The following is a 25,671-nucleotide window of genomic DNA, read 5'->3' on the forward strand; positions in this document are numbered from 1 at the left end:
ACGACCTGGTGCGCGAACGAACGCCACCGGGATTCCACACCGGCCTCAGGCGGCGGCCGACCGACGCACCAGTCCCCGGCACGGAGCGCGAACGCACACCACTGGAGAAGCCACGCCCCCAACCCGCGCGCCAAGGCCCGGCGCGGTACGGCAACACCCGACACCGTGCGCCAACGGACCGCGTCGGGAATCCACGCCGACCTCACACAGCGGCCGACCGACACATCAGCCCCCGGCCCGGTCCGCGGACCCACACCCCCAGAACCCCGCACCCACCTCGCGCACCGCCCGCCCGGCGCGCCAGGACCCGGCGCGGGGGCAGATCATCCACAATTACTGACGAATCGTCACTTAATGTCCCCTCGCGCAAGGGAGCGGCATGTCCCGGCTGATCCGCACGTTCGCGGTGGTCTCGGTGTTCGGGCTGGCGGTGGGCTGTTCGTCCACTGCCGACGTCGACGAGGCGTCCGTCGCCGGTGCCCGGTCAAAGGACCCGGCGCACGCCACGTCCTTCTGGGTCGACCCGGCGAGCCCGGCGGCCGAGCAGATCCAGATGTGGGAGCGGGAGGGGCGTAAGCACGACGCCGCGCTGCTGAAGCGGATCGCCGATCAGCCGACCGCGCTGTGGCCGGCCGGTGAGCTCGACCCCGGCCCGGTGATCCGGGCGGCGACCGCGTCGGCGCGTCAGGAGGGGCGTACGCCCATCTTCGTGGCGTACGACATCCCGCACCGGGACTGCGGTCAGCACTCGGCGGGCGGTGCGGCGGACGCGGACGCCTACCGGGCCTGGATCGGGAAGTTCGCGGAGGCACTGGGCGACTCCAAGGCGCTCGTCGTGCTCGAACCCGACGCCGTCGCGCACATGGTGGACGGGTGCACCCCGGGCGAATACCAGGGCGAGCGGGAGCAGTTGCTGAGCGAGGCGGTCGTCCGGCTGAAGCAGCAGTCCGGTACGGCGGTGTATCTCGACGCGGGCAACCCGGCCTGGATCCAAGACCCTTGGAAGCTGGTGGAGCCGCTGAAGCGGGCCGGGGTCGAGGAGGCCGACGGATTCTCGCTCAACGTCTCCAACTTCCAGACGGACGACGTGACGAAGAAGTACGGCGTCCACCTGTCGAAGGACCTCGGCGGCAAGCACTTCGTCGTCGACAGCAGCCGGAACGGCAACGGGCCGCTGCCCGGCGCCTGGTGCAACCCGCCGGGCCGGGGACTGGGCACCCGCCCGACCACCGACACCGGCGAACCCGCCCTGGACGCCTACCTCTGGATCAAGCGGCCCGGTGCCTCGGACGGCACCTGCGAGGGCGGTCCGGACGCCGGCCAGTGGTGGCCGGAGTACGCCTTGGAGCTGGCGCGCAACTCCAAGGCGTAGCAACCCGGTTGGTCACTGGACCTGGATCCACTTCGCCTCCGACGGCGTGCCCTGCGCGTCCGTCACGAACAGCATGTACCAGCCGGGCGGTACCAGTGCCCGGTCGTTGGGAACGTCCACCGTCACCGACTTTCCGTCCTTGACCAGACCCAGCTCGATGGAGCGCTGCTCGACGTCCGTGGTGTGCGTGACCGAACTCGGCCGCATCAGACGGGCCTTGACGACCCGGTCGGGGTGGTCGGTGCGGAAGGTCGCCCGGTGGTGGCGGTCCAAGGTCTCCGGACCGTCCTGCAGTACGGGCCTGTTGCCGCCGTTCTTGTGCAGCGCGGGCGGGGTGAAGATCTCCATGCGCTGCTCGAAGTGGCCGAGTTTGGTGTTGGCCTGGTCGTCGAAGAGCGGGTCGGAGCCGAAGGTGACGACGCGGCCGTCGGGCAACAGCAGTGCCTCGGAGTGGTAGTTGCGGCCGACCATCGGGGCGGCGGCCTCGCGGAAGGCGTTGCCCTTCGGGTCGTAGAACTGGGCCTTGAAGATGTTGCTGGCGCTGCGGCCGCGGTAGTCGGAGGAGCCGTTGGTGGTGAAGACCGAGTCGTCCGGCATGATCACGCTGTTCAAGTACCGGGTGCCCTGGGGGAGGTTGGGGCCGTCCTTGAAGACCGGGCTGTCCTGCTTCAGGTCGACCACGGCCGTGCGCGGGGTCGACTTCTTGGACTCGCCGACACCTCCGCCGCCGAGGATCATGACCTTCTGGTCCTGGGCGGGGGGCAGCAGGAGCGAGGACGACGTCTCGGTCTCGTCGGGGTCGCGCAGTCCGGCGACCGTGGTGAACTTGTTGGTCTTCAGGTCCCAGATCCCCGGCTCGCGGCCCTTGTTGGCGGGTCCGTAGCCGGCGTTGGAGGCCGGGTAGAAGAGCTTGCCGCCCTTGGTGAGGAAGAGGGCGGGGTAGGTGGGGAAGTAACGCTTGGGGCCCGGGGTCCACTTCTTGGTCTTCGGGTCGTAGATCTCGTTGTCGCCCTGGTCGATGACGCCGACGTCGTCGAGGCCGGAGACGGCGAGGACGCGGCCGTCGTCGAGGCCGACGAGGGTCGGGTACCAGCGGGCCTTGTCCATCGGGTCGACGGCGATGTACCGCTCGGCCTTCGGGTCGAACTCGTAGGCGGCGCGGATGCCTTGGTAGTCCTGCTTGTCGAGCGTGATCTTCTCGGAGAGGCCGTACGTGTTGTTCGCGTCGATGCCCTTGAGGCCGACGATGTCGTACTGGGCCTGGTTCTCGGTGACCGACATCGGGCCCGCCTCGGTGGCCTCGACGAAGACCCGGACCTCGCTCGCGGTGACCGTGGTCTTCCAGGGCTGCATCACACCACGGGCGTTGTACGTGACCTTGAACTCGCGCTTGGCCTTGGGGACGGTGACGTCGAACCTGCTGACGTAGTCGACGCCGGCCGGTGAGCGGAAGACGGTGCCCTTCTTGAGGAACATCGGCTTGTTGGGGTTCTCGTTCTTCACCCGCATACCGCCGCCGGCCCGCTTGACCTCGCCGTCGAGGAGTTCGTAGCGGGCGGTGCCGCCGGCCACCAGCAGGTTGCCGCTGGGGAGTTGACTGTGTCCGCCGCAGAAGAAGTCGACCGGGGTGGGGATCTTCTTGAAGGTGTTGGCCTTCGGGTCCCACAGGACGGTGTCGAAGGACCCGGCGTTGAACTTCTTCTGCTCGTTGCCCGATCCGGCCACGATCAGCACCTTGCCGGTGTGCAGCAGCGAGGCGTGGATGGCGTTGGTGCGGTACTCCTTCGGGATGTCGATCTGGTCCCAGGAGCCGTACTTGGCCATGTAGTCGGGCCGCGTGATCTTGTACTCGTGGTACTGCTCGCCGGCGAACTCGAGGGCGGCCGGGGCGTTGAGACCGGCCAGGACGGCGATGCCGCCGATGCCGAGGACGGTCTTCCTGGTTCTCTGGGACGGCTGGTACGCCATGGTCTAGTTGCCCCCTGTCGTGGTGCCGGAGACGGACGGGCCGGCCCCGGTGGTGGCGAGAGCGGGTTCGACGGTGTCGAGGGTGCGCGCGGCGCCGAGCAGCGAGTGCCGTTCCCGGCGCTCCTTGACCAGCGAGCCGACCCACACCCCGATCGGGGCAAGGGAGATGACCATCGCGAGGACGGCCCAGGTGCGCATCGCCGCGTGGGTGTGGTCGAGGACGACGGAGGCGGCCAGCGAGGTCGCCAGGAGGATCGCCCAGAAGAGATGGATGCGGAAGGTCATCACCCGGTCCGGGCTGGCGTCGCCGCCCTTGGGGGTCACGACGAACCGGCTGGGCCTGCGAATCAGCGCCTCGCCGAAGGACTTGAGGTAGATCGGCGCGGAGAGCGCCGACATCGCCATGCCCGCGAGACCGCCCGAGCCCTCGGGTTCGTGCGGGGACACATTGTGCCGCCGGTTCCAGAGATACAGCCCGATCTGGAGGGCCGCCGCGTCGCTGTAGAGCATCAGCCACACGGACGCGGCGACCTGCGTGCCGGAGGCCCCGAACCACAGGAACAGGAAGCAACTCAGGATGCCCAGCAGCCAGTTGACGGCCGTCATCGGGTAGTAGACGAGCATCATCGTGTACGAGAACAGCCGCCCCGGAGGCATCGTGAACGGCGCCTTCCAGTACTGCTTGATCAGCGTCTCGTACGTCCCGCGCGACCACCGCATCTGCTGGGTGAAGAAGTCGGTCCAGGAGGCCGGCCCCTCCCCCACCGCGAGCACGTCCGGGGTGTAGACGGAGCGCCAGTGGGTGCGGGTCAACGGGTTGCGGTGCCGGTGGAGTTCGAAGCCGGTGGCCATGTCCTCGGTGATGGAGTCGTACAGCCCGCCGATCTGCTTGACGGCGGCGATCCGTACGACGTTGTTGGTGCCGACGAACATGGGGGCGCGGTAGCGGTTGCCGGCGCGCTGGATCAGCGCGTGGAAGAGGAACTGCTGCGACTCGGCGGCCTTGGTGACGGGGTTGTGGTAGTTCCCGTACACCTGCGGTCCCACGACGAAGGCCACGTCCGGGTCGCGGAAGTAACCCATCATCCGCTCAAGGAAGTTGGGGAGCGGAACGTGGTCGGTGTCGACGGAGGCGAAGAACTCGTAGTCGCCGCCGTGCATCGCGATCCAGGCGTTGTAATTCCCGTGCTTGGTACGGGCCTTGTGGACACCCTTGGGGCGGTTCCACTCGGGAACCCCGTGCCGGGTGAAGTGCCGTACGCCCAACTCGGCGCACAGCGCCTTGGCCTGCTCGTCGTCACCTTCGTCGAGGAGCCACACATCCACGGGCCCGGTGTGGGTGACGTTGACCGCGCCTTCGAGGGTGGCGCGGACCATGGACAGAGGTTCCTTGCCCGGGACGTACGTCGTGAGGAAGGCGACGCGGGTGCCTGCCTCGGGAACGACGGGGATCGGGTCGCGGGCGACCAGCGTGGCGTGGGCGACGGAGGCGACGTTGACCACCATGAACAGCTCGATCAGACCGATGGCTATCAGCATCGTGACGTCGAGCCCGACCATCCACTCCTGGCCCCCCTCGCGCTCCACCCAGTGGGTGGGCCACACGAGGTACACGAGCAGGGCGGCGGTCAGCACCGGGGCGAGGCTCATCAGGAGGACAGCGCGTATTCGGTGGGGCTCGCGCGAGAGGAGCGAGGTGTACTGCACCTGGTACGCCGCACCGGACGGCTCGCTGAGCGGCCCGGCCAGTCGGCTGTAGGTGTCGTAGTCGTAGCCCTCCGGCCGCACAGCGCCCTCCAATGATTGAGGAGTGATCGACGCCCGAGGGGACCGGCGGAACCGTTGGGCTCCGAAGATCGACCGGGCCGATACCCACACACAAGTGGAGAATTGAGGGCGTGTCGAACTGGGTGCGTCCAGGTGGGTGGGGGGTTGACCCCGGCGGCGGAACGGGCGGAGAGACGGGGGGAGAGACGGCTCCGGGAGAATGCCGCGGATCAGCACTCCGAAAGGCACTCGCATGCACGACACCGCCGATCTCATCGCCGAGACCTACGCGCTCGGCACCGGACCGTGGACGATGACACCGGTCACCCGGGGCGCGCTCGGCCAGATCTGGAAACTGTCCGGAGCCGACACTTCCTGGGCCGTCAAGGAACTCCTCTTCGGCTGCGACGAGGAACAGGTCCGCCGCGAGGCCGCGTTACGGCGGGCCGCCGAGCGGCTGGGCATCGCGTCGCCGCGGCTCATGCCCGACCGGCAGGGGGCGTACGTCTCCCGCCCCGGCTCCGGCTCCCCGGTCAAGCTGTACGACTGGATCGACGGCACCCCCGCGGACGCCTCCGACCCGGACGTCCTGGACTGGTTCGGGCGGACCATGGCGCTGCTGCACCGGGCGGGAGCGGACGAGACCGAGCCGCCGAGCGGCTGGTACGAGCGGTGCCCGCAGGACGACGAGTGGGCCGCGCTGCACACGGAGGTCCGGCGGGCGGGAATGCCGTGGGCGGACGCGCTGGGACGGTTCATCGCCACCTCCGCACGGGAGCTGGCGCAGTGGGTGACACCGTCCGGCCCCGGTGACCTGGTGACGTCCCACCTCGATCTCCAGCCGCAGAACGTACTGGTCGGCGCGGACGGTCCCGTCCTCCTCGACTGGGACAACGCCGGATCCGCTTCGGCGGAACGGGAGTTGGCCCGCGCCCTGTTCGTGTGGTCGGGCGGGAACGAGGGGAACGTCGAGGCCGGGGTGCGGGTGGCGCGGGCCTATCGGAGCACCGGCGGGCCTGCCGTCGTACAGGGGCCGCAGTCGTTCTCGATGCTCTTCGCGACCTCGCTGAACTACGTCCGTGTACAGGCCGAGTGCGCCGTCGACCCGACGGTGACCGCCGCGCAACGGGAGTTCGCGAGCGGCCAGGTGGTCGCCGCGCTGAGCTGGGTGCCGGACCCGGCGGCCGTATCGCGGTTGTGCGCGGCGTTGGACGGCCAGGGCCTGTCCGGCGGGTCAGGTCGCAGCACATCGACGGTGCCTGTTCGACGCCGGTGAGCGGGGTGTGGTGCGTGCGGCTGCACGGCGGAGGAGACGTTGACATCAGCGGCTCCGCCGCGGGCGACTGCGCGTGCCACACCCCGCGTCTGCGGCAGGACCCGCCGGACAGGTCCTAGTCCGCCAGGTGTCGTTCGACCGTCTCCACCTTGGAGGTGAGGCCGTCCGTCACTCCGGGGCGGATGTCCGCCTTGAGGACCACGGAGACGCGCGGGGCGCGGGCCTCCACGGCGGCGACCGCGCGCTTGACGACGTCCATGACCTCGTCCCACTCGCCCTCGATGGAGGTGAACATCGCGTCGGTACGGTTGGGCAGGCCGGACTCGCGGACCACGCGGACGGCGTCGGCGACGTACTCGCCGACGTCCTCGCCGACACCCAGGGGCGTCACGGAAAAGGCGACGATCATGCCTTCACGGCTCCCTGCTGCTCCTGGCGGGCGCGGGAGGCGATGACCGCGTCCTCGGACTCGCGCCGCAGCTTGCGCTCGGCGAAGAAGCCGCCGGTGGGCAGGACGGAGAGGACGAAGTAGAGGGCGGCCGTCTTCGGGCCCCACTTGGTGCGGTTCCAGGCGTCGGCCCAGAAAAGGACGTAGAGGATGAAGAGAACACCGTGGACCATGCCCATCACGGGCACCGCGTTGAAGTCCGTGGTCCGCTTCAGCACCGAGCAGACGAGCAGCAGGAGGAAGGACACGGCCTCGGGGGCCGACACCAGGCGGAGGCGGCGGATTGCGGTGGCGGTCTTGATGTCCACAGGTCACCTTCGGTGGGAGAGACGTCCACAGTTTGTGAACGCGAGCACAAACGTTCAACCATTGTGGCAAACGGCGGAGCCGACTGAGAGTGGGGGGTGGGCAGTGCCCGGCAGCCGACCGACAGCCCCTCGTCGCCCTGCGGCGGAGCCTCGGCTCGATACAGCCAACTGGGCGCCTGGCAGCTGCACGGAGCCTCTCGCCCGGCAAAGGTCCACAGTCGACCTGGGCGCGTGCACCGCCGTCATCCGGCCGACCGCGCCCCGCGACACGCCCTAGGGGGCAGGTCAGGGTAGTTCTCCACCCAGGGGCCCTGTCGGCTTTCGCACCCTACGGCTACCTTCGCACCGTGGCGATGTTTCGACTCCAGGGCAGCAAGGTGCTCGCCGTCGACATGACCGGGGACGCCGTGAAGGCGAAGAACGGCTCGATGGTCGCGTACGACGGACAGATGGCCTTCAAGAAGATGACGGGCGGCGGTGAGGGCATCCGGGGGATGGTCACCCGGCGGCTCACCGGTGAGCAGATGACGGTGATGGAGGTGAGGGGGCAGGGCACCTGCTGGTTCGCGGACCGGGCCTCCGAGATCAACCTCGTGAATCTCCAGGGCGACAAGCTGTACGTCGAGTCGAGCAACCTGCTCGCGACGGACGCGGGGCTGAGAACGGGCACGACGTTCACGGGCCTGCGCGGCGCCTCGCAGGGCAACGGGCTGTTCACGACGACCGTCGAGGGCCACGGCCAGGCGGCGATCATGTCGGACGGCCCGGCGGTCGTGCTGCGGGTGAGCCGGCAGTACCCGCTGACCGTCGACCCCGGCGCGTACATCGCGCACCAGGGGAACCTGCACCAGTCCTTCCAGTCCGGTGTGACCTTCCGCACCTTCTTCGGGGAGGGCGGCGGCGAGGCCTTCCAGATCCGCTTCGAGGGGGACGGGCTCGTCTACGTCCAGCCCAGCGAGCGGAACACGATCGCGGGGGACGTGTGAGATGACGTTCACGGAGATCAACTCGAAGATGATCCAGGCCACCGTCATGCCGGGCCAGCGGCTGTACAGCCAGCGCGGCGCGATGCTCGCCTACAAGGGCGACGTCTCCTTCACCCCGAACATCCAGGGCGGCCAGGGCGGCGTCATGTCGATGCTCGGGCGCCGGGTGGCGAACGAGGCGACGCCCCTGATGACCGTCGAGGGCAGCGGCACCGTGATGTTCGGTCACGGCGGCCACCACATCCAGATCATCGAGCTCACCGGAGACACCCTCTACGTGGAGGCCGACCGCCTCCTCGCCTTCGAGGGCACCCTCCAGCAGGGCACGATGTTCATGGGCTCGCAGGGCGGCGTCATGGGCATGGTCCGCGGCCAGGTCACCGGACAGGGGCTGTTCACGACCACCCTCCAGGGGCGCGGCGCGGTCGCCGTGATGGCCCACGGCGGGGTCTTCGAGGTGCCGATCACCCCCGGCCGACCGGTCCATGTCGACCCGCAGGCCTACGTCGCCCACCACGGCGACGTCCGCAACAAGCTGTCCACGGCGCTCGGTTGGCGCGACATGGTGGGCCGGGGCTCCGGCGAGGCGTTCCAGCTGGAGCTGAGCGGCAGCGGCGCGGTGTACGTCCAGGCGTCGGAGGAGAAACTGTGAGCCAGTACGCGGGGTCCGGCCCCACGGTCTTCGACCCGATGACCCTCCCGGTCGACGACAACGTCAACAAGTACACCTTCTGCGTGGAGCTCAAGGGGAGCCAGTGGTTCCTGCAGAAGGGGAAGATGATCGCCTACTACGGCTCGATGGAGTTCAACGGCATCGGGCACGGGCGACTCGACCGGCTTGTCCGTACGTCCTTCCATTCGCCTCTGCACGCGAGCGACTGGGTCGTGGCGGACGGCTCGGGCAAGATGCTGCTCGCCGACCGGGCCTTCGACGTCAACGCGTACGACCTCGAAGACGCCAACATGACCATTCGCTCCGGCAACCTGCTCGCTTTTCAGCCAAGTCTCGCTCTCAAGCAGTCGATTGTTCCCGGCTTTCTGACACTCATCGGAACCGGAAAGATCGTGGCCGCCTCCAGCGGGCCGGTGGTGTTCATGGAACCCCCGATCCGGGTCGACCCGCAGGCGCTCGTCGGCTGGGCCGACTGCCCCTCCCCGTGCCACCACTACGACCACGCGTACATGACCGGTCTGATGGGCGGTCTACGTGCGATGACGGGCATCGGCGGGGCCTCCGGGGAGGAGCACCAGTTCGAGTTCGTAGGGGCGGGTACGGTGCTGCTCCAGTCCTCCGAGAACCTCATGCCCGAGCAGGCCACAGGGGTTGTGCCGCACGAGCCGGGGGTACCGGGTGGGGGCGGGGTGCGCACAGGCCCCTCACAGCAAGCGGGCGCACCGCGCCTTCCCGGACAGCTGGGAGATCTCCAGCGTCGCTTCGGGCTGTGAGCGGTAGTCTGCGGAGTGTGACGTCGAACGTGTGCGCGCCGTCACGCCACCCTCACTAGTTCGCCTTTCAACATTTTAGGTAGACTTCATTCATGGAGACCGAGACGGCCACGCGCTGGCTGACCGATGAGGAGCAGTGCGCCTGGCGCACCCACCTGGAGGTCAACAGGCTGCTGACGTACCAGCTCGAAAAGGACCTGCAGCCGTTCGGCCTGACGATGAACGACTACGAGATCCTGGTGAACCTCTCCGAGGCGGAGGACAAACGGCTGCGGATGAGCGACCTCGCCGCCGCCACGCTCCAGTCCAAGAGCCGCCTCTCGCACCAGATCACCCGCATGGAGAACGCGGACCTGGTACGCCGGGAGAACTGCGAGTCGGACCGCCGGGGACTGTACGCGGTACTCACCGAACACGGCCTGGAGACGATGCAGAAGGTCGCGCCCCATCATGTGGCGTCCGTGCGACGGCACTTCATCGACCTTGTGACGCCTGAGGGCCTGTCAGAACTCGACAAGACCCTCAAGCCGATCGCGGAGCATCTGCGGGGCCAACGGGGCCGTCCCTAACAGCAGTTGATCGAACGCGGGCGGGATGTGAACCCCGCCCGCGTTCGGCGTTCTCAGGGGCGCGGGGCTGTATCAATGTGCGGCTCCGCCGCGTGGGCGCGACCAGCCACGACGCACCGGCACACGACCGACGACCGCACCACCCCCCGCACTCCCGCGCTTCAGCCCTCCGTGATCCCCGCGATCAGCTCGTCCGCGGCCCGGTACGCGTCCAACTCCCCCGCCACGACCCGCTCCGCGAGCGCACCGACCCGCCGATCCCCGTGCAGGTCCCCGATCCGCGCCCGCAGCGCCGTGACCGCGATCGTCTCGATCTCACGCGCCGCCCGGGCCGCCCGCCGCTCAGCGAGAACCCCGTGCTCCTCCATCCACGCCCGGTGCTTCTCCAGTGCCTCCACCACCTCGTCGATGCCCTCCGCGCGGGAGGCCACCGTCTTGACGATGGGAGGACGCCAGTCACCGGGACCGCGGGACTCGCCCAGGCCGAGCATGTGGTTCAGCTCGCGGGCCGTCGCGTCCGCGCCGTCGCGGTCGGCCTTGTTGACCACATAGACGTCGCCGATCTCCAGGATTCCGGCCTTGGCCGCCTGGATGCCGTCGCCCATCCCCGGGGCCAGCAACACCACGCTCGTGTCCGCCTGTGAGGCGATCTCCACCTCCGACTGGCCGACCCCCACCGTCTCCACCAGGATCACCTCGCAGCCGGCCGCGTCGAGGACGCGGATCGCCTGCGGGGCCGACCAGGCCAGGCCGCCGAGGTGGCCGCGGGTGGCCATCGAGCGGATGTAGACGCCGGGGTCGGAGGAGTGGTCGGACATGCGGACGCGGTCGCCGAGCAGGGCTCCGCCCGAGAACGGCGAGGACGGGTCGACGGCCAGGACGCCGACCCGCCTGCCCTGCTTGCGGTACGCCGTGACCAGCGCGGACGTGGACGTCGACTTGCCGACGCCCGGCGATCCCGTGAGGCCGACGACGTACGCCCCGCCGGTCAACGGTGCGAGCGCCGCCATGACCTCCCTCAGCTGGGGGGACGCCCCCTCCACCAGGGAGATCAGGCGGGCCACGGCCCGCGGCCGGCCTTCCCTGGCCTGGGCCACCAGCGAGGCGACGTCCTGCATCACAGCTCCGTTCCTAGCGACGTATGTACGGGCTCAGGCCTTGGGTACCCGCACGATCAGTGCGTCACCCTGACCGCCGCCGCCGCACAGCGCCGCCGCGCCGACCCCGCCGCCGCGCCGCTTGAGCTCCAGGGCGAGGTGCAGGACGAGACGGGCGCCGGACATGCCGATGGGGTGGCCCAGGGCGATGGCTCCGCCGTTGACGTTCACCTTTTCCGTGGACACCCCGAGGTCCTTCATTGACTGCACCGCGACGGCGGCGAAGGCCTCGTTGATCTCGATCAGGTCGAGGTCCTCGACCTCCAGGCCCTCCTTCTTCAGGGCGTGCAGGATCGCGTTGGACGGCTGCGACTGGAGCGAGTTGTCGGGTCCCGCCACATTGCCGTGGGCGCCGATCTCGGCGATCCACTGAAGGCCCAGCTCCTGCGCCTTGGTCTTGCTCATCACGACCACGGCCGCCGCACCGTCCGAGATCTGCGAGGAGGTGCCGGCGGTGATCGTGCCGTCGCGGGAGAACGCGGGGCGCAGCTTGCCGAGCGACTCGACCGTGGTCTCCGCGCGGATGCCCTCGTCCTTGCTGAAGACGACCGGCTCGCCCTTGCGCTGCGGGATCTCGATCGGGGTGATCTCCGCTTCGAAGACGCCGTTCCGCTGCGCCGCCGCGGCCCGCTGGTGGGACAGGGCGGCGATCTCGTCCTGCTCGGGGCGGGCGATGCCGAGGCGTGTGTTGTGCTTCTCCGTCGACTCGCCCATGGCGATGTTCTCGAAGGCGTCGGTCAGGCCGTCGTAGGCCATCGCGTCGAGCATCTCGATCGCGCCGTACTTGTGGCCCTCGCGGGACTTGGGGAGCAGGTGGGGGGCGTTGGTCATGGACTCCTGGCCGCCCGCGACGATCACGTCGAACTCACCTGCACGGATGAGCTGGTCGGCGAGCGCGATGGCGTCGAGGCCGGAGAGACAGACCTTGTTGATGGTGAGCGCCGGGACGCTCATGGGGATGCCCGCCTTGACGGCGGCCTGGCGTGCCGGGATCTGCCCTGCCCCGGCCTGGAGCACCTGGCCCATGATCACGTACTGCACCTGGTCGCCACCGATACCCGCACGGTCGAGGGCGGCCTTGATCGCGAAGCCGCCGAGGTCGGCTCCGGAGAAGGTCTTCAGGGAGCCCAGCAACCGTCCCATGGGCGTCCGGGCGCCCGCGACGATCACCGAGGTCGTGCTGTTCGTTCCAGACATGAGGTGCGATCCCCTTCCAGCGTGTTTCAGCTGAGGAGTGAACGAGGGTTTACTTGAAATGTACTGAGCGGTAGACCACCCCGTCATCGGGCCGTCGGTGTGATCGCGCGCACGTTGCGTAACCACCCGGCTAGCGCTGCACTACATACATGCTGACGCGAATCGACCACATCGGGATCGCCTGCTTCGACCTCGACACGACAGTCGAGTTCTACCGGGCCACGTACGGCTTCGAGGTGTTCCACTCCGAGGTCAACGAGGAACAGGGCGTGCGCGAGGCCATGTTGAAGATCAACAACACGGACGACGGCGGCGCCTCCTACCTCCAGCTCCTCGAACCCACCCGCGAGGACTCCGCCGTAGGAAAGTGGCTGGCGAAGAACGGGGAGGGGGTCCACCACATCGCCTTCGGCACGGCCGACGTCGACACCGACTCCGAGGACATCCGCGGGAAGGGTGTGCGCGTTCTGTACGAGGAGCCCCGGCGCGGCTCCATGGGGTCACGGATCACGTTCCTGCACCCAAAGGATTGCCATGGCGTACTGACAGAACTGGTCACTTCGGCGCCTGTTGAGTCACCTGAGCACTGACCCTCGTACATATGGGCCGGTAGGGTTGGGGTCGGTCGTCGCTCGCAACCAGGGCAACGGCATGCCGGGGTCCGGTTTCGGGGGGCGAGCGTCGGGGCAGCAGCCCGTGCTCCGCCGTTGATCTGACACCATTCCCCGGGAGCACCGTTCGGCGGATGGACGGAGCTCGTTGGAGTAAACCGCGACCAGGGGACGGATGGGACCGCGCAGTGCGGGGCTACGAACGCCAGGAGCGAGAGCCGGCGGCTGACGTCGACCACCTCTCTCGGTTCGAGGCCGAGATGGAGCGGCTGAAGACCGAGCGGGAAAAGGCGATCCAGCATGCCGAGGACCTCGGCTACCAGGTCGAGGTGTTGCGCGCCAAGCTCCACGAGGCGCGCCGCACCCTCATGTCCCGCCCGGCATACGAGGGCGGCGACATCGGCTACCAGGCCGAGCAGATGCTCCGTAATGCCCAGATCCAGGCCGACCAGCTGCGCCAGGACGCCGAGCGGGAGCTCAGCCAGGCCCGCGCGCAGACCCAGCGCATCCTCCAGGAACACGCGGAGAACGCGGCCCGCCTCCAGGCGGAGCTGCACCAGGAGGCCGTGACCCGGCGCCAGCAGCTCGACCAGGAGCTGGGCGAGCGCCGGCAGACCGTCGAGTCGCACGTCAACGAGAACGTGGCGTGGGCCGAGCAGCTGCGCGCCCGCTCCGAGGCCCAGGCCCGCCGGCTCGTCGAGGAGTCCCGCGCCGAGGCCGAGCAGGCGCTGGCCGCCGCCCGCGCCGAGGCCGAGCGGGTCGCCGCCGAGGCCCGGCAGCGGCTGGAGATGGACGCCGAGGCCGCCCGCTCGGAGGCCGAGGCACTGCTGCGGCGCGCCCGTACGGACGCCGAACGCCTGCTGAACGCGGCCTCCAGCCAGGCCCAGGAAGCCACCGATCACGCCGAGCAGCTGCGCAGTTCCACGGTCAACGAGTCGGATTCCGCCCGCCGGCAGGCCACCGAGCTGAGCCGGGCCGCCGAGCTGCGGATGGCGGAGGCCGAAACCTCACTGCGTGAAGCGCGCATGGAGGCCGAGAAGGTCCTCACCGAGGCCAAGGAGGCCGCGGCCAAGGCCCTCGCGAGCGCCGAGTCGGCCAACGAGCAGCGCACCCGTACGGCGAAGGAGCAGGTCGCCCGGCTGGTCACCGAGGCCACCAAGGAGGCCGAGACCACCAAGGCGGACGCCGATCAGGTCGTCGCCGAGGCCCAGGCCAAGGCCGAGAAGATCATCGCGGAGGCCGAGGAGAACGCCCGCAGCCTCACCGCCGAGGAGACCGCCTCCCAGCTCGCCAAGGCCGCCCGCACCGCCGAGGACGTCCTCGACAAGGCGTCCGAGGACGCCAAGAACACCACGAAGGCCGCCGCCGAGGAGGCCGAGCGGATCCGCTCCGAGGCGGAGGCCGAGGCCGACCGGCTGCGCGCCCAGGCGCACGACATCGCCGAGGGGCTCAAGGGCGCGGCGAAGGACGACACCAAGGAGTACCGCGCCAAGACGGTCGAGCTGCAGGAGGAGGCGCGCCGGCTGCGCGGCGAGGCCGAGCAGCTGCGCGCCGACGCGGTCGGCGAGGGCGAGCGCATCCGCGCCGAGGCCCGCCGCGAGGCCGTCCAGCAGATCGAGGAGGCGGCCAGGACCGCCGAGGAGCTGCTGTCCAAGGCCCGGGCCGACGCCGACGAGCTGCGCCAGACCGCCACCACGGACAGCGAGAAGGTCCGCACCGAGGCCATCGAGCGCGCCACCACCCTGCGCCGGCAGGCCGAGGAGACCCTCGACCGCACCCGCAAGGAGGCCGAGCGGCACCGCGCGGAGGTCGTCGAGCAGTCCGAGGGCATCAAGGCGGACGCCGAACAGGCCGCGCGCGATCTGCGCGACGAGACCGAGCGGGCCATAGAGGCGCGCCGCGAGGAGGCCGCCGAGGGCCTGAGGCGGCTGCACACCGAGACCGAGGAGCGGCTCGCCGCGGCCGAACAGGCCCTGACCGACGCCCGCGAGGAGGCCGAGCGGATCCGCCGCGAGGCCGCCGAGGAGACGGAGCGCCTGCGCGGCGAGGCCGCCGACCGCATCCGCTCCCTCCAGGCACAGGCCGAGGCGGAGGCCGACCGGCTGCGCAACGAGGCCGCCGCCGACGCGTCCGCCTCCCGCGCCGAGGGCGAGTCCATCGCCGTACGGCTGCGGTCCGAGGCGTCCGCCGAGGCCGAGCGGCTCAAGACCGAGGCGCAGGACACCGCCGACCGGGTCCGCGCGGAGGCGCAGGCCGCCGCCGAGCGTCTCGCCATCGAGGCGTCGGAGACGCTGGCCGCCGCCCAGGAGGAGGCCGTACGGCGTCGTCGTGAGGCCGAGGAGCTGCTCGGGTCGGCCCGTGAGGAGGCCGGGCAGGAGCGCGAGCGGGCCCGGGAGCAGAGCGAGGAGCTGCTCGCCTCCGCCCGCAACCGGGTGGAGGAGGCGCAGGCCGAGGCGGTCCGGCTGGTCGAGGAGGCCGACCGGCGCGCCACCGAGATGGTGTCGGGCGCCGAGCAGCACGCCCAGCAGGTGCGGGAGTCCGTCGCCGGGCTGCACGAGCAGGCCCAGGAGGAGATCCAGGGGCTGCGGTCGGCCGCCGAGCATGTCGCGGACCGGGTGCGGCGCGAGGCGCAGGAGGAGGCGGACCGGGTCCGCGCCGACGCCTACAGCGAGCGGGAGCGGGCCACCGAGGACGCCAACCGCATCCGTCGGGTGGCCGGCGAGGAGACGGACGCCGCCAAGGCGCTCGCGGAGCGCACGGTCGCGGAGGCGATCGCGGAGTCCGAGCGGATGCGTTCGGAGGCCGCCGAGCACCTCCAGCGGGGGCGCACGGAGGCGGCGGACGCGATCGCTCAGGCCGACCAGGACGCGGCGCGGGCCCGGGCGGACGCCCGCGAGGACGCCAACCGGATCCGTTCGGACGCGGCGACGCAGGCCGACACCCTCATCACCGAGGTGACGGCGGAGGCGGAGCGGCTCCAGACGGAGACGGCCGCCGAGGCCGAGCGGGTGCGTTCGGAGGCCGTGGCCAAGGCCGAGAAGCTGATCTCGGACGCGACCGGGGACGCGGAGCGGCTGCGCGCCGAGGCCGCCGAGACGGTCGGGGCCGCGCAGCTGCACGCCGAGCGGACCCGGGCCGAGGCCGCGCGGCTGCGGGCGGACGCGGAGGCGGAGGCCGAGCGGGTCACCACGGCGGCGCGTGAGGAGTCCGAGCGGACGCTGGACGAGGCCCGCAAGGAGGCCAACAAACGCCGGTCGGACGTGGCCGAGCAGGTCGACACGCTCATCACGGAGACCGCGGCGGAGGCCGACAAGCTTCTCAGCGAGGCGCAGCAGCAGGCGCAGAAGACCACGGCGGACGCCGAGGCGCAGGCCGACTCCATGGTGGGCGCGGCCCGCAAGGAGGCGGACCGGCTGGTGTCCGAGGGCACCGTCGAGGGCAACTCCCGGGTGGAGCAGGCCCGTACGGACGCGGACGAGCTGCTGGTCGGCGCGCGCCGGGACGCCACCGCCATAAGGGAGCGGGCCGAGGAGCTGCGCGACCGCATCACCAGCGAGATCGAGAGCCTGCACGAGCGGGCCCGCCGTGAGTCCGCGGAGACGATGCGGTCGGCCGGCGACCGCTGCGACGCGCTCATCAAGGCGGCCGAGGAGCAGCTCGGCAAGGCGCAGCTGAAGGCCAAGGAGCTGGTCTCGGAGGCCAACTCGGAGGCGGGCAAGGTCCGTATCGCCGCCGTGAAGAAGGCGGAGGGTCTCCTCAAGGAGGCCGAGCAGAAGAAGTCCACGCTGATCCGTGAGGCCGAGGACCTGAAGGCGGAGGCGATCCGCGAGGCCCGGCGCACGGTGGAGGAGGGCAAGCGCGAACTCGACGTGCTGGTCCGCCGCCGCGAGGACATCAATGCCGAAATCTCCCGTGTCCAGGACGTCCTTGAAGCGTTGGAGTCTTTTGAGGCCCCGACGGCGGCCAAGGACGGCGCGGTCAAGGCCGGCGCCGCCGCGGGCGCAACTCGTTCGGGTGGCAAGTCGGTTGAAGGCTAGCGAAGGTTAAGAACCTGCTGTGAGGTTCGGGCGTTCTGGTGCCTTTGTCCCGGTCTTTGGCAAGCGGTCGGACGGTTAGCCACTCAAAAGAGGTGTCATTCTCCAGATCAAACACGTATCCGCTCGATGACACACCGCTTCGGCCCCTAGGATTCCACCTATCACCTCACCGGTCTCATTCGACAGGAACCCCATGAGCGACACTTCCCCCTACGGCTTCGAGCTTGTGCGGCGTGGGTACGACCGCGCTCAGGTGGACGAACGCATCTCGAAGCTCGTCTCCGACCGTGACAGCGCTCTGGCTCGTATCACTGCTCTTGAAAAGCGCATCGAGGAGCTCCACCTCGAAACGCAGAACGCCCAGGCCCAGGTCAGCGACGCGGAGCCGTCGTACGCCGGCCTCGGCGCGCGGGTCGAGAAGATCCTCCGCCTCGCCGAGGAAGAGGCCAAGGATCTGCGCGAGGAGGCCCGGCGCGCGGCCGAGCAGCACCGCGAACTCGCGGAGTCCGCGGCCCAGCAGGTCCGCAACGACGCAGAATCGTTCGCTGCGGAGCGCAAGGCCAAGGCGGAGGACGAGGGCGTCCGGATCGTCGAGAAGGCCAAGAGCGACGCCTCCCAGCTGCGCGGCGAGGCCCAGAAGGACGCCCAGTCGAAGCGCGAGGAGGCCGACGCCCTCTTCGAGGAGACCCGCGCCAAGGCCGCGCAGGCCGCCGCGGACTTCGAGACGAACCTCGCCAAGCGCCGCGAGCAGTCCGAGCGCGACCTGGCGTCCCGTCAGCAGAAGGCGGAGAAGCGCCTCGCGGAGATCGAGCACCGCGCGGAGCAGCTCCGGCTGGAGGCCGAGAAGCTGCGCACGGACGCCGAGCGCCGCGCCCGCCAGACGGTGGAGACGGCTCAGCGCCAGGCCGAGGACATCGTGGCCGACGCGAACGCCAAGGCCGACCGGATCCGTTCGGAGTCCGAGCGCGAGCTGGCCGCCCTCACCAACCGCCGCGACAGCATCAACGCGCAGCTGACGAACGTGCGCGAGATGCTCGCCACGCTCACCGGCGCCGCGGTGGCCGCCGCGAGCTCTCCGGTCGAGGACGAGCCCATCTCCCGTGGGGTTCCGGCTCAGCAGTCCCGGTAGTCAGGCGGTAGTCCGTACGGCTGAGGCCCGCATTCCCTTCGGGGAGTGCGGGCCTCAGCCGTGCCCGGTCACCAGCGGCAGGAACACGTCGTCCACGATCTCCTCCAGCGTCGCCTCCGTCACCAGCCGGTCGCTCAGGACGATCTCGTGGCGCAGGAGGTCGGCGGGCAGGGTGACGATCCGCTCCGGAAGGTCGGCCGTGGGTACCTCGCCCCGCTCGGCGGCCCGCTCCAGCACCGTCGTCATCACACCGTGCATGATCTCGACGGCTTCCGATTTCCGGTCCCCCGCCTCGGCCATCAGACCGTGGACGACGTCCGGGCCGAGTTCGCGCTGCCGCTCGGCCATCAGCCGCAGCACGGCGAGGACGTCCCCGCGCAGTGAACCCGTGTCCGGGACCCGGTCCGCGATGGCCCCGCTGTGGTGGCGTATGGCGGCGATCACGAGGTCCGCGCGGTTGCGCCAGCGGCGGTAGAGGACCTGTTTCCCGGTACGGGCCCGGGCGGCGACGCCCTCCATGGTGAGCCTGGCGTATCCGACGGCCATCAGCTCGGCCCAGGTGGCGTCCAGAATGTCGGCCTCCAGGGCGGCACCCCGCCGCCGCGTGCCCTCCTCGACCAATCCGCACACCTCCCTTAAGAGACCTTGCGTCTCCAATCCAGGTCAGCCTATCGTCTCCATTAGAGACGCACCGTCTCTTAAAATCCGGGAGAGATCCGCATGCCCAAGGAACGCCTCGACCCCGCCGTCCGCAAACTCGCCGGCATCCTCGTCCTCGGCGCCCTCGCCCCGCTCCTCGACAGCACGATCGTCTCCATAGCCCTGCACTCCCTGGGCCACGACCTGAACGCCTCCACGACGAGCCTGCAGTGGGTCAGCACGGCGTACCTCCTGGCCCTCGCCACGGTGGTCCCGGTCTCAGGCTGGGCCGTCGAACGCTTCGACTCCCGCCACGTCTGGCTCGGCGCACTCACCCTCTTCCTCGCCGGATCCGTCCTCTGCGGCCTCGCCTGGAACATCGGCTCACTGATCGCCTTCCGGATCCTCCAGGGCATCGGCGGCGGCCTGCTGCTGCCGGTCCTCCAGACCCTGGTCATGCGCGCCGCAGACGGCCGCAGCCTCGGCCGCCTGATGGCGGTGATCACCCTGCCCGTCGTAGTCGTACCGGTCCTCGGCCCGGTCCTCGGCGGCCTGATCGTCGGCCACCTCAGCTGGCGCTGGATCTTCTACGTCAACCTGCCCGTCTGCCTCCTGGCCCTCGCCCTGGCCTGGCGCGGCGTCCCGAGGGACACCCCCCGCCCCGGCCACCACCTGGACCTGACCGGCCTCCTGCTCCTCTCCCCCGGCCTCGCCACCCTGGTCTACGGCCTGTCCGAGACCGGCGTGACCCGGGCGAGCGCGATCCCTGTGGGCGCCGTGCTCATCGCCCTGTTCGCCCGGCACGCGCTGCGCGCCCGTGAACCCCTCGTCGATCTGCGGCTGTTCCAGGACCGGGCCTTCGCCCTCTCCTCCCTCCTGACGTTCCTGAACGGGCTGGCCCTCTTCGGCGGGATGTTCCTGCTCCCCCTCTACTACCAACAGGTGCGCGGCGAGGGCGTGATCGCGGCCGGGCTGCTGCTGGCGCCGCAGGGGCTCGGCAGCCTGCTGGCCCGGGCCACCGGACCGCTCACCGACCGGCTCGGACCGCGCCCGGTCGCCGTGGCGGGCATGCTGCTGTGCGCGCTGGGCACCCTCCCCTTCCTCTTCCCGCAGCCCGGCGCCGTGCTGCTCACCGTCGCCCTGGTGGTGCGCGGCTTCGGGATGAGCGCGGCCAACATGGCCGTCATGGTGGGCGCGTACCAGGGGCTCGACCGCGCCCGTATCCCGCACGCGAGCACGACCGTCCGGATCGTGCAGCAGCTCGGCGGCGGCGTCGGCACCGCCGTACTGGCGACGGTCCTCGCGCACGGCGAGGGCGCCTCCGCTTTCCCGCACGCATTCGGCTGGGCGACGGCGTTCACGGTTGTTGCCTGTGCCGTCGGACTCTGTTTGCCCGTCCGGGTGGCATCAGCCCAACAGCGGTCCTAACGTGGCCGCATGATCGAGCTCGAGGGGCTGACCAAGCGGTACGGCGACAAGGTGGCGGTGAACAACCTCACCTTCGCCGTGAGGCCGGGCATCGTCACGGGCTTCCTCGGCCCGAACGGCGCCGGCAAGTCGACGACCATGCGCATGATGCTCGGGCTCGACCGGCCGACCGCCGGTGACGTCCGCATCGACGGCCAGCACTACGACCAGCTCAAGGATCCGCTGAAGTACATCGGCGCCCTCCTCGACGCCAAGGCCATGCACGGCGGCCGCAGCGCCTTCAACCACCTGCTGTGCCTGGCGCAGAGCAACGGCATCCCGAACAGCCGGGTGCACGAAGTGCTCGACACCGTAGGGCTCACGGCCGTGGCCAAGAAGAAGGCCAAGGGGTTCTCACTCGGCATGGGCCAGCGGCTCGGCATCGCGGGCGCGCTGCTGGGCGACCCCCGCATCCTCATGTTCGACGAGCCGGTCAACGGGCTCGACCCCGAGGGCATCCACTGGATCCGCAATCTGATGAAGTCCCTTGCCGCGCAAGGCCGTACGGTCTTCGTCTCCTCGCACCTGATGAGCGAGATGGCGCTGACGGCCGATCACCTCGTCGTCATCGGCCAGGGCCGCCTCCTCGCGGACACCTCCATGGCCGACTTCATCCAGCAGAACTCGCGGTCCTACGTCCGGATCCGCACCCCGCACCGCGAGCGGCTGCTCGACGTGCTGCACCAGGCCGGGGTCACCGTCGTCGAGTCCGGCAACGGGACCCTCGAGGTGGACGGCGGCAAGTCCGAGCAGATCGGTGAGCTGGCGGCGCAGCACCAGCTCGTGCTGCACGAGCTGAGTCCCCAACAGGCCTCCCTGGAGGAGGCGTTCATGCAGTTGACCGCGGAGTCGGTGGAATACCACGCGCATTCCGACGCACCCCCCTCGCTCCCCGTGGCACCTGCCGAGCAGCGGCAGGGCTGGGGCGACGGCTGGAAGAAGGACTGACATGGCGGCGACCCAGGTCATCCGGTCGGAGTGGACGAAGATCCGCTCCGTGGCATCGACGGTATGGACGCTCTCGCTCGCCCTGGTGGTGACGATCGGGCTCGGCATGCTGATCTCGGCGCTGTCGAAGAACCAGTTCAACGACATGAGCGAGAAGGACAAACTCTCCTTCGACCCCACCTTCATCAGCTTCGCCGGGATGAGTCTCGGGCAGCTGGCGATGATCGTGTTCGGGGTGCTCGTCGTGTCGAACGAGTACAGCACCGGCATGATCCGCACGTCCCTCGCGGCGGTCCCGCAGCGCGGCACCTTCCTCTTCGGCAAGATCGCGGTGGCCACCGGACTCTGCCTCGTCGTCGGCCTGGTGACCAGCTTCGTCACGTTCTTCCTCGGCCAGGCGATGCTCGGCTCCCACAGGGCGGAGATCGGCGACTCCGGCGTGCTGCGCGCGGTGATCGGCGGCGGCCTCTACATGACCCTGATCGCGATGTTCTCCATGGGCGTCGCCTCGATGCTGCGCTCCCCGATGCTCTCGCTGGGCATCCTGATGCCCTTCTTCTTCCTGATCTCCAACATCCTCGGCAACGTCTCCGCGACGAAGAAGATCGGCCAGTACCTCCCCGACCAGGCCGGCAGCAAGATCATGCAGGTGGTCACCCCGGTCGACGACTCGGCACCGTACGGCCCCTGGGGCGGCTTCGGCATCATGGCCCTGTGGGTGGCGGCGGCACTGATCGGCGCGTACGTACTGCTGAAGCGACGGGACGCGTAGGACTTCGCCGGCAATCGGCTCGCGGGGTCAACGGCAGGGGGGCGGGGCCGCCGCGGTGCCGAGGCGGGCGCGCGAACGGTGGCTGGGCGGCGCCCCCGATGCCTCGGCCGCACGAGGGCAAGGGACGCCGGCATCGGCGGGCAACGCGGGGGGCCACCCGCCCGAATCCGGGACATCAACGATGCCCGGGCGTGGCGCGCGAACGGCGCCCGGGCGAGGCCCGACGCCCTCGGCCGCACGGCGACGGGGGGCGCAGGCGTCGGCGGGTGACGCGGGCCGGCGACGCGAGGGGGGCGACCGCACGAATGCGAAATATCAGTGGCACCGGGCAGAGCGCGAGCGCCGCCCGATGCCTTCGGCCACGCAGCGACGGTGACGCCGACACCGACGGGCGACGCCGACGACGCGAAAAGGCTCGCCGCGCGAAAACGGGACATCAGCACCACCCGGACGGGACCCGCGAACGGAGCCCGGGCAGGACCGACGCCCTCGACCACACGACGACGAGGACGCCGACACCGACACCGACGGGCAACGCGAACTACACGATGGGGCCGCCGCCACGAATCACGAGGCACCAGCGACGCAGGACAAGACCTGCGAACAGAGCCCGGGCAAGGCCCGACACCCTCGGCGGCACGGCAGCGGAGACGCCGGCACCGGCGACCGTCGCCGACGGCGCCGTGCGCGGAGTCGTGCGGGCGTGCGGTGGGCGGCGCGTGAGAACACCGCCGTCAAGGCGCCTCGCATCACACCGCCCGCCCCGGGCACACCCCTGCACCTCCAACCGGCCCAGCCGGTCCAGCCGGCCCGACCCAAGGCCATCGCTTTACTTTCTCTTGAGCGGAACCGTCAGCGCCCCGATATCCTCCTAACCCTTACGGGGGCGTGCGCCCTGCTGTCCTGATCCTTTCGATGGGTGCGGAGCATGATCGAGGCTGTCGGCCTGACCAAGCGCTACGGCGACAAGACCGCCGTGTACAACCTTTCCTTCCAGGTGCGGCCCGGTGCCGTCACCGGTTTCCTCGGGCCCAACGGCTCGGGCAAGTCGACGACGATGCGCATGATCCTCGGCCTGGACAACCCCACGTCGGGACAGGTGACGATCGGCGGCTTCCCCTACCGCAAGCTGCCCAACGCCCCCCGTCAGGTCGGCGCCCTGCTCGACGCCAAGGCCGTGCACGGCGGCCGCAGCGCCCGCAGCCATCTGCTCAGCCTGGCCCAGCTCTCGGGCATCCCGGCCCGGCGGGTGGACGAGGTGCTCGGGGTCGTGGGCCTCCAGGACGTGGCGAGAAAGCGCTCCAAGGGCTTCTCCCTCGGCATGGGCCAGCGGCTCGGCATCGCCGCCGCGCTCCTCGGCGACCCGCAGGTGCTGCTCTTCGACGAACCGGTCAACGGCCTCGACCCCGAGGGCATCCTCTGGGTGCGGAACCTGATGAAGGCGCTCGCGGCGGAGGGCCGTACCGTCTTCGTCTCCTCGCACCTGATGAGCGAGATGGCGCTGACGGCCGACCACCTGATCGTGATCGGGCGCGGCCAGCTGCTCTCGGACATGAGCGTCCGGGACTTCATCTCGGCCAACTCCGCCGACTTCGCGCGCGTGCGCACCCCGGACACCGAGCCGCAGCTGCGCGAAAAGCTGACCTCCGCGCTGACCGAGGCGGGCGGCCACGTACTGCCCGAGCAGGACGGCGGGCTGCGCGTGACCGGACTGCCGCTCCCCCGCATCAGCGACATCGCGCACGACACGGACGTACGACTGTGGGAGCTGTCCCCGCATCAGGCCTCGCTGGAGGAGGCGTACATGCGGATGACGCAGGGGGCCGTCGACTACCGCTCGACGATCGACCAGAAGGCCGGTCTGATGCAGCCGGTGCCGCCGGGCGCGCAGCCGCCGATGCCGGTGCCCGGGCAGGGCCAGCCCGGCTGGTACGCGCCGCCGTCACCGGCGCAGGGCGGGCAGCCGTTCGCGATGGGCCAGCCGCCGGCGAATCCTTACGGCGCCCCGAACCCGTACGCCGCCCCTGCGGCGCCCGACGGGGCCGTACCGGGACCGTACGGGCCTCCGACCCCCGTGGCCCCGCAGACGCCGCCACAGCCGCCCCAGGACGCGCCTCCGGCCGCGGACGCCGCCCCGGCCGCTCCCGCCTCCGCCCCCACTCCCGACCTGACCAAGCCCGAGGACGCCCGATGAGTACGCCCCAGCTTCCGATGCCGCCGGCAGCCGCGCCCAACTGGCAGGCGGCGAACGGTCCTTCGTACGGTGGGTACACCTCGCCGATCCCCGTGGTGCGGACGCATCTCGGGCATGCGCTGGCCTCCGAGTGGACGAAGATCAAGTCGGTGCGCTCGACGATCTGGACGCTCGGAGTCTTCGTCGTCCTCGTGCTCGGCATCGGGCTGCTCGCCGCCGTGGTGGTCAGCAACTCCTCGTCCGAGATGAACGGCGAGAACCCGCTCTCCCTGGGCTTCTTCGGACTGCTGCTCGGCCTCATGTGCATCATCACGCTCGGCGTGCTGACCACGGCCTCCGAGTACGGCACCGGCATGATCCGCACGACGATGACGGCCTGCCCGAGCCGGGCCCGCGTGCTCGCGGCGAAGTCGATCGTGTTCTTCGCGGTCGCCTTCGTGGTGACGCTGGTGACCACGTCGTTCATCGCGTTCGTGGACGCCTCGCTGCTGAAGGACAACGGCGCCAAGGACCCGTCCGCAGGCGAGTGGCTGAAGGGGACCCTCGGGGTCTCCCTCTACATCGCGCTGCTCGGGCTGCTCTCGCTGATCGTCGGCTCGATCATCCGGCACTCGGCGGGCGCGATCACCATCATGATCGGCGCCGTGCTCGCGCCGCTGGTCGTCGCCCTGTTCATGTTCTCGCAGTCCCTGGAGAACGTACGGCAGGCGCTGTTCGAGTACTCGATCCCGAACCAGCTGAGCGTCTTCTACTCCAACTCCCTGAGCGAGTCCGGCCCTTCGGGCTGGGACCCGCTGTGGATCATCGTGGGCGTGACGGCCGTCGCGTTCGCGGGCGCCGTCGCGCTGCTGGAGAAGCGGGACGTGTGAGCAGGAACACCTACTAGAACTTCGGCGCGTTCCTGGACCGCTGCACCCGTGTGGTGCGGCGGTCCTTCGCGTTCCAGCACGCCTTGTGCCAGTGCCGTCGGTCGTCCACGCCCGAGTGCTCGGGCCAGGCCACCACATGCGGGACGCCGGAGGGAATCTGCTGGTCGCAGCCGGGGCAGCGGTACGTCTTGCCCTCGGCGCTGGCCCCGGCGACATGGCGCACGCTCCACTCCTCGCCCTGCCAGTGCTCCGTGGACTGCCAGCCGCCGTAGCGGCCGGAGCGGTCGTCGTCGGCGCTGGGGCCGGGGGAACCGGACTCCTTGGGTCGGTTGCGACGCGGGGACACAGAACACCTCACGGGGCTATACAGGAGGCACGGGCTGTGTCCAGCCTACGTGCCCCACACAGGGGTGCGCGAAGGGCATCAACCCATACAAGTCCCCCTCAGGGCCGCACATTCTGCAGACAATCCGCAAATCTCTCCGCGAGGCCGTGTCCTAGGCACGTGTCG

General features: G+C 70.1%; 22 protein-coding genes. 14 read left to right on the forward strand and 8 right to left on the reverse strand.

What is annotated here, in order from left to right:
* Window positions 1-379 precede the first annotated feature (379 nt).
* Window positions 380-1,372 (forward strand): glycoside hydrolase family 6 protein, encoded by a 993-nt coding sequence (locus SSP08S_RS39300; protein ID WP_019073140.1) that lies wholly within the window; start codon window positions 380-382, stop codon window positions 1,370-1,372.
* A gap of 12 nt (window positions 1,373-1,384) precedes the next feature.
* Here SSP08S_RS39300 and glxA read toward each other — a convergent pair whose 3' ends face one another.
* Together glxA and SSP08S_RS39310 are read right to left on the reverse strand one after the other, a co-directional pair.
* Window positions 1,385-3,340, reverse strand: a complete 1,956-nt coding sequence (gene glxA / locus SSP08S_RS39305; RefSeq protein ID WP_019073141.1) for a radical copper oxidase GlxA — start codon at window positions 3,338-3,340, stop codon at window positions 1,385-1,387.
* Between the two features lie 3 nt (window positions 3,341-3,343).
* The gene (locus SSP08S_RS39310) at window positions 3,344-5,128 is read right to left on the reverse strand and encodes a glycosyltransferase family 2 protein (RefSeq protein WP_019073142.1); all 1,785 of its coding nucleotides are present in this window, start codon (window positions 5,126-5,128) and stop codon (window positions 3,344-3,346) included.
* Window positions 5,129-5,360: 232 nt separating this feature from the next.
* On the opposite strand from SSP08S_RS39310, the gene SSP08S_RS39315 reads away from it, so the two are divergent.
* On the forward strand, window positions 5,361-6,383 hold the full coding sequence (locus SSP08S_RS39315; protein ID WP_019073143.1) for a phosphotransferase enzyme family protein: 1,023 nt from the start codon (window positions 5,361-5,363) through the stop codon (window positions 6,381-6,383).
* 115 nt (window positions 6,384-6,498) lie between these two features.
* Here SSP08S_RS39315 and SSP08S_RS39320 read toward each other — a convergent pair whose 3' ends face one another.
* Together SSP08S_RS39320 and SSP08S_RS39325 are read right to left on the reverse strand one after the other, a co-directional pair.
* On the reverse strand, window positions 6,499-6,792 hold the full coding sequence (locus SSP08S_RS39320; RefSeq protein WP_019073144.1) for an MTH1187 family thiamine-binding protein: 294 nt from the start codon (window positions 6,790-6,792) through the stop codon (window positions 6,499-6,501).
* Complete coding sequence (locus SSP08S_RS39325) at window positions 6,789-7,139, reverse strand: DUF3817 domain-containing protein (RefSeq protein WP_019073145.1); 351 nt, start codon at window positions 7,137-7,139, stop codon at window positions 6,789-6,791. Before SSP08S_RS39325 ends, SSP08S_RS39320 begins: the two co-directional genes overlap by 4 nt.
* Before the next feature lie 353 nt (window positions 7,140-7,492).
* On the opposite strand from SSP08S_RS39325, the gene SSP08S_RS39330 reads away from it, so the two are divergent.
* From SSP08S_RS39330 to SSP08S_RS39345, 4 genes are all read left to right on the forward strand, one after another.
* Window positions 7,493-8,125: an AIM24 family protein gene (locus tag SSP08S_RS39330; RefSeq protein WP_019073146.1), complete on the forward strand. Its 633-nt coding sequence runs from the start codon at window positions 7,493-7,495 to the stop codon at window positions 8,123-8,125.
* 1 nt (window position 8,126) lies between these two features.
* Window positions 8,127-8,777, forward strand: a complete 651-nt coding sequence (locus SSP08S_RS39335) for an AIM24 family protein (RefSeq protein WP_019073147.1) — start codon at window positions 8,127-8,129, stop codon at window positions 8,775-8,777.
* Complete coding sequence (locus SSP08S_RS39340) at window positions 8,774-9,571, forward strand: AIM24 family protein (protein ID WP_019073148.1); 798 nt, start codon at window positions 8,774-8,776, stop codon at window positions 9,569-9,571. Before SSP08S_RS39335 ends, SSP08S_RS39340 begins: the two co-directional genes overlap by 4 nt.
* A 92-nt stretch (window positions 9,572-9,663) precedes the next feature.
* Window positions 9,664-10,140, forward strand: coding sequence for a MarR family winged helix-turn-helix transcriptional regulator (locus SSP08S_RS39345; RefSeq protein ID WP_019073149.1), 477 nt, complete (start codon window positions 9,664-9,666; stop codon window positions 10,138-10,140).
* Window positions 10,141-10,301: 161 nt separating this feature from the next.
* Here the strand turns inward: SSP08S_RS39345 and meaB are convergent, their stop codons facing one another.
* Together meaB and SSP08S_RS39355 are read right to left on the reverse strand one after the other, a co-directional pair.
* Entirely contained in the window at window positions 10,302-11,258 is a 957-nt protein-coding gene (gene meaB, locus SSP08S_RS39350; RefSeq protein ID WP_019073150.1) for a methylmalonyl Co-A mutase-associated GTPase MeaB, read from the reverse strand.
* A 33-nt stretch (window positions 11,259-11,291) separates the two neighbouring features.
* On the reverse strand, window positions 11,292-12,494 hold the full coding sequence (locus SSP08S_RS39355) for an acetyl-CoA C-acetyltransferase (RefSeq protein WP_019073151.1): 1,203 nt from the start codon (window positions 12,492-12,494) through the stop codon (window positions 11,292-11,294).
* A gap of 149 nt (window positions 12,495-12,643) precedes the next feature.
* On the opposite strand from SSP08S_RS39355, the gene mce reads away from it, so the two are divergent.
* The 3 genes from mce (at window position 12,644) to SSP08S_RS39370 (ending at window position 18,271) form a co-directional block, all read left to right on the forward strand.
* Window positions 12,644-13,084: a methylmalonyl-CoA epimerase gene (gene mce / locus SSP08S_RS39360; RefSeq protein ID WP_019073152.1), complete on the forward strand. Its 441-nt coding sequence runs from the start codon at window positions 12,644-12,646 to the stop codon at window positions 13,082-13,084.
* 209 nt (window positions 13,085-13,293) lie between these two features.
* A complete protein-coding gene (scy, locus tag SSP08S_RS39365; RefSeq protein WP_019073153.1) occupies window positions 13,294-17,142 on the forward strand; it encodes a polarized growth protein Scy in 3,849 nt (1,282 codons plus the stop codon).
* A gap of 193 nt (window positions 17,143-17,335) precedes the next feature.
* Window positions 17,336-18,271 carry a coiled-coil domain-containing protein gene (locus SSP08S_RS39370; protein ID WP_019073154.1) on the forward strand — a complete coding sequence of 312 codons (936 nt, stop codon included), beginning with the start codon at window positions 17,336-17,338 and terminating at the stop codon, window positions 18,269-18,271.
* A gap of 54 nt (window positions 18,272-18,325) precedes the next feature.
* Here the strand turns inward: SSP08S_RS39370 and SSP08S_RS39375 are convergent, their stop codons facing one another.
* Window positions 18,326-18,892 carry a TetR/AcrR family transcriptional regulator gene (locus tag SSP08S_RS39375; RefSeq protein ID WP_019073155.1) on the reverse strand — a complete coding sequence of 189 codons (567 nt, stop codon included), beginning with the start codon at window positions 18,890-18,892 and terminating at the stop codon, window positions 18,326-18,328.
* A gap of 99 nt (window positions 18,893-18,991) precedes the next feature.
* Here SSP08S_RS39375 and SSP08S_RS39380 point away from each other — a divergent pair, with 99 nt between their 5' ends.
* The 5 genes from SSP08S_RS39380 (at window position 18,992) to SSP08S_RS39400 (ending at window position 25,160) form a co-directional block, all read left to right on the forward strand.
* Entirely contained in the window at window positions 18,992-20,338 is a 1,347-nt protein-coding gene (locus SSP08S_RS39380) for an MDR family MFS transporter (RefSeq protein WP_019073156.1), read from the forward strand.
* A gap of 9 nt (window positions 20,339-20,347) precedes the next feature.
* On the forward strand, window positions 20,348-21,325 hold the full coding sequence (locus SSP08S_RS39385) for an ABC transporter ATP-binding protein (protein ID WP_019073157.1): 978 nt from the start codon (window positions 20,348-20,350) through the stop codon (window positions 21,323-21,325).
* A 1-nt stretch (window position 21,326) separates the two neighbouring features.
* Complete coding sequence (locus tag SSP08S_RS39390; RefSeq protein WP_019073158.1) at window positions 21,327-22,097, forward strand: ABC transporter permease; 771 nt, start codon at window positions 21,327-21,329, stop codon at window positions 22,095-22,097.
* A 928-nt stretch (window positions 22,098-23,025) separates the two neighbouring features.
* Window positions 23,026-24,291: an ABC transporter ATP-binding protein gene (locus SSP08S_RS39395; protein ID WP_019073159.1), complete on the forward strand. Its 1,266-nt coding sequence runs from the start codon at window positions 23,026-23,028 to the stop codon at window positions 24,289-24,291.
* Complete coding sequence (locus tag SSP08S_RS39400) at window positions 24,288-25,160, forward strand: ABC transporter permease (RefSeq protein ID WP_026179232.1); 873 nt, start codon at window positions 24,288-24,290, stop codon at window positions 25,158-25,160. The genes SSP08S_RS39395 and SSP08S_RS39400 overlap by 4 nt, the downstream gene beginning before the upstream one ends.
* Window positions 25,161-25,173: 13 nt before the next feature.
* On the opposite strand, the gene SSP08S_RS39405 is transcribed toward SSP08S_RS39400, so the two are convergent.
* Complete coding sequence (locus SSP08S_RS39405) at window positions 25,174-25,506, reverse strand: Rv1322 family protein (protein WP_019073161.1); 333 nt, start codon at window positions 25,504-25,506, stop codon at window positions 25,174-25,176.
* Between the last annotated feature and the right edge of the window lie 165 nt (window positions 25,507-25,671).

Source organism: Streptomyces hokutonensis, assembly GCF_000376565.1.
In the GTDB taxonomy this organism is placed as follows: Bacteria; Actinomycetota; Actinomycetes; order Streptomycetales; family Streptomycetaceae; genus Streptomyces; species Streptomyces hokutonensis.

Bases quoted from the DNA above. Each gene is read 5' to 3' on its own strand.
- SSP08S_RS39315 (WP_019073143.1), top strand. From the start codon at position 5,361: ATGCACGACACCGCCGATCTCATCGCCGAGACCTACGCGCTCGGCACC.
- SSP08S_RS39300 (WP_019073140.1), top strand. From the start codon at position 380: ATGTCCCGGCTGATCCGCACGTTCGCGGTGGTCTCGGTGTTCGGGCTG.
- SSP08S_RS39335 (WP_019073147.1), top strand. From the start codon at position 8,127: ATGACGTTCACGGAGATCAACTCGAAGATGATCCAGGCCACCGTCATG.
- SSP08S_RS39385 (WP_019073157.1), top strand. From the start codon at position 20,348: ATGATCGAGCTCGAGGGGCTGACCAAGCGGTACGGCGACAAGGTGGCG.
- SSP08S_RS39355 (WP_019073151.1), bottom strand. From the start codon at position 12,494: ATGTCTGGAACGAACAGCACGACCTCGGTGATCGTCGCGGGCGCCCGG.
- glxA (WP_019073141.1), bottom strand. From the start codon at position 3,340: ATGGCGTACCAGCCGTCCCAGAGAACCAGGAAGACCGTCCTCGGCATC.
- SSP08S_RS39395 (WP_019073159.1), top strand. From the start codon at position 23,026: ATGATCGAGGCTGTCGGCCTGACCAAGCGCTACGGCGACAAGACCGCC.
- SSP08S_RS39400 (WP_026179232.1), top strand. From the start codon at position 24,288: ATGAGTACGCCCCAGCTTCCGATGCCGCCGGCAGCCGCGCCCAACTGG.
- SSP08S_RS39380 (WP_019073156.1), top strand. From the start codon at position 18,992: ATGCCCAAGGAACGCCTCGACCCCGCCGTCCGCAAACTCGCCGGCATC.
- SSP08S_RS39320 (WP_019073144.1), bottom strand. From the start codon at position 6,792: ATGATCGTCGCCTTTTCCGTGACGCCCCTGGGTGTCGGCGAGGACGTC.
- SSP08S_RS39390 (WP_019073158.1), top strand. From the start codon at position 21,327: ATGGCGGCGACCCAGGTCATCCGGTCGGAGTGGACGAAGATCCGCTCC.
- SSP08S_RS39370 (WP_019073154.1), top strand. From the start codon at position 17,336: ATGAGCGACACTTCCCCCTACGGCTTCGAGCTTGTGCGGCGTGGGTAC.
- SSP08S_RS39330 (WP_019073146.1), top strand. From the start codon at position 7,493: ATGTTTCGACTCCAGGGCAGCAAGGTGCTCGCCGTCGACATGACCGGG.
- meaB (WP_019073150.1), bottom strand. From the start codon at position 11,258: ATGCAGGACGTCGCCTCGCTGGTGGCCCAGGCCAGGGAAGGCCGGCCG.
- SSP08S_RS39345 (WP_019073149.1), top strand. From the start codon at position 9,664: ATGGAGACCGAGACGGCCACGCGCTGGCTGACCGATGAGGAGCAGTGC.
- mce (WP_019073152.1), top strand. From the start codon at position 12,644: ATGCTGACGCGAATCGACCACATCGGGATCGCCTGCTTCGACCTCGAC.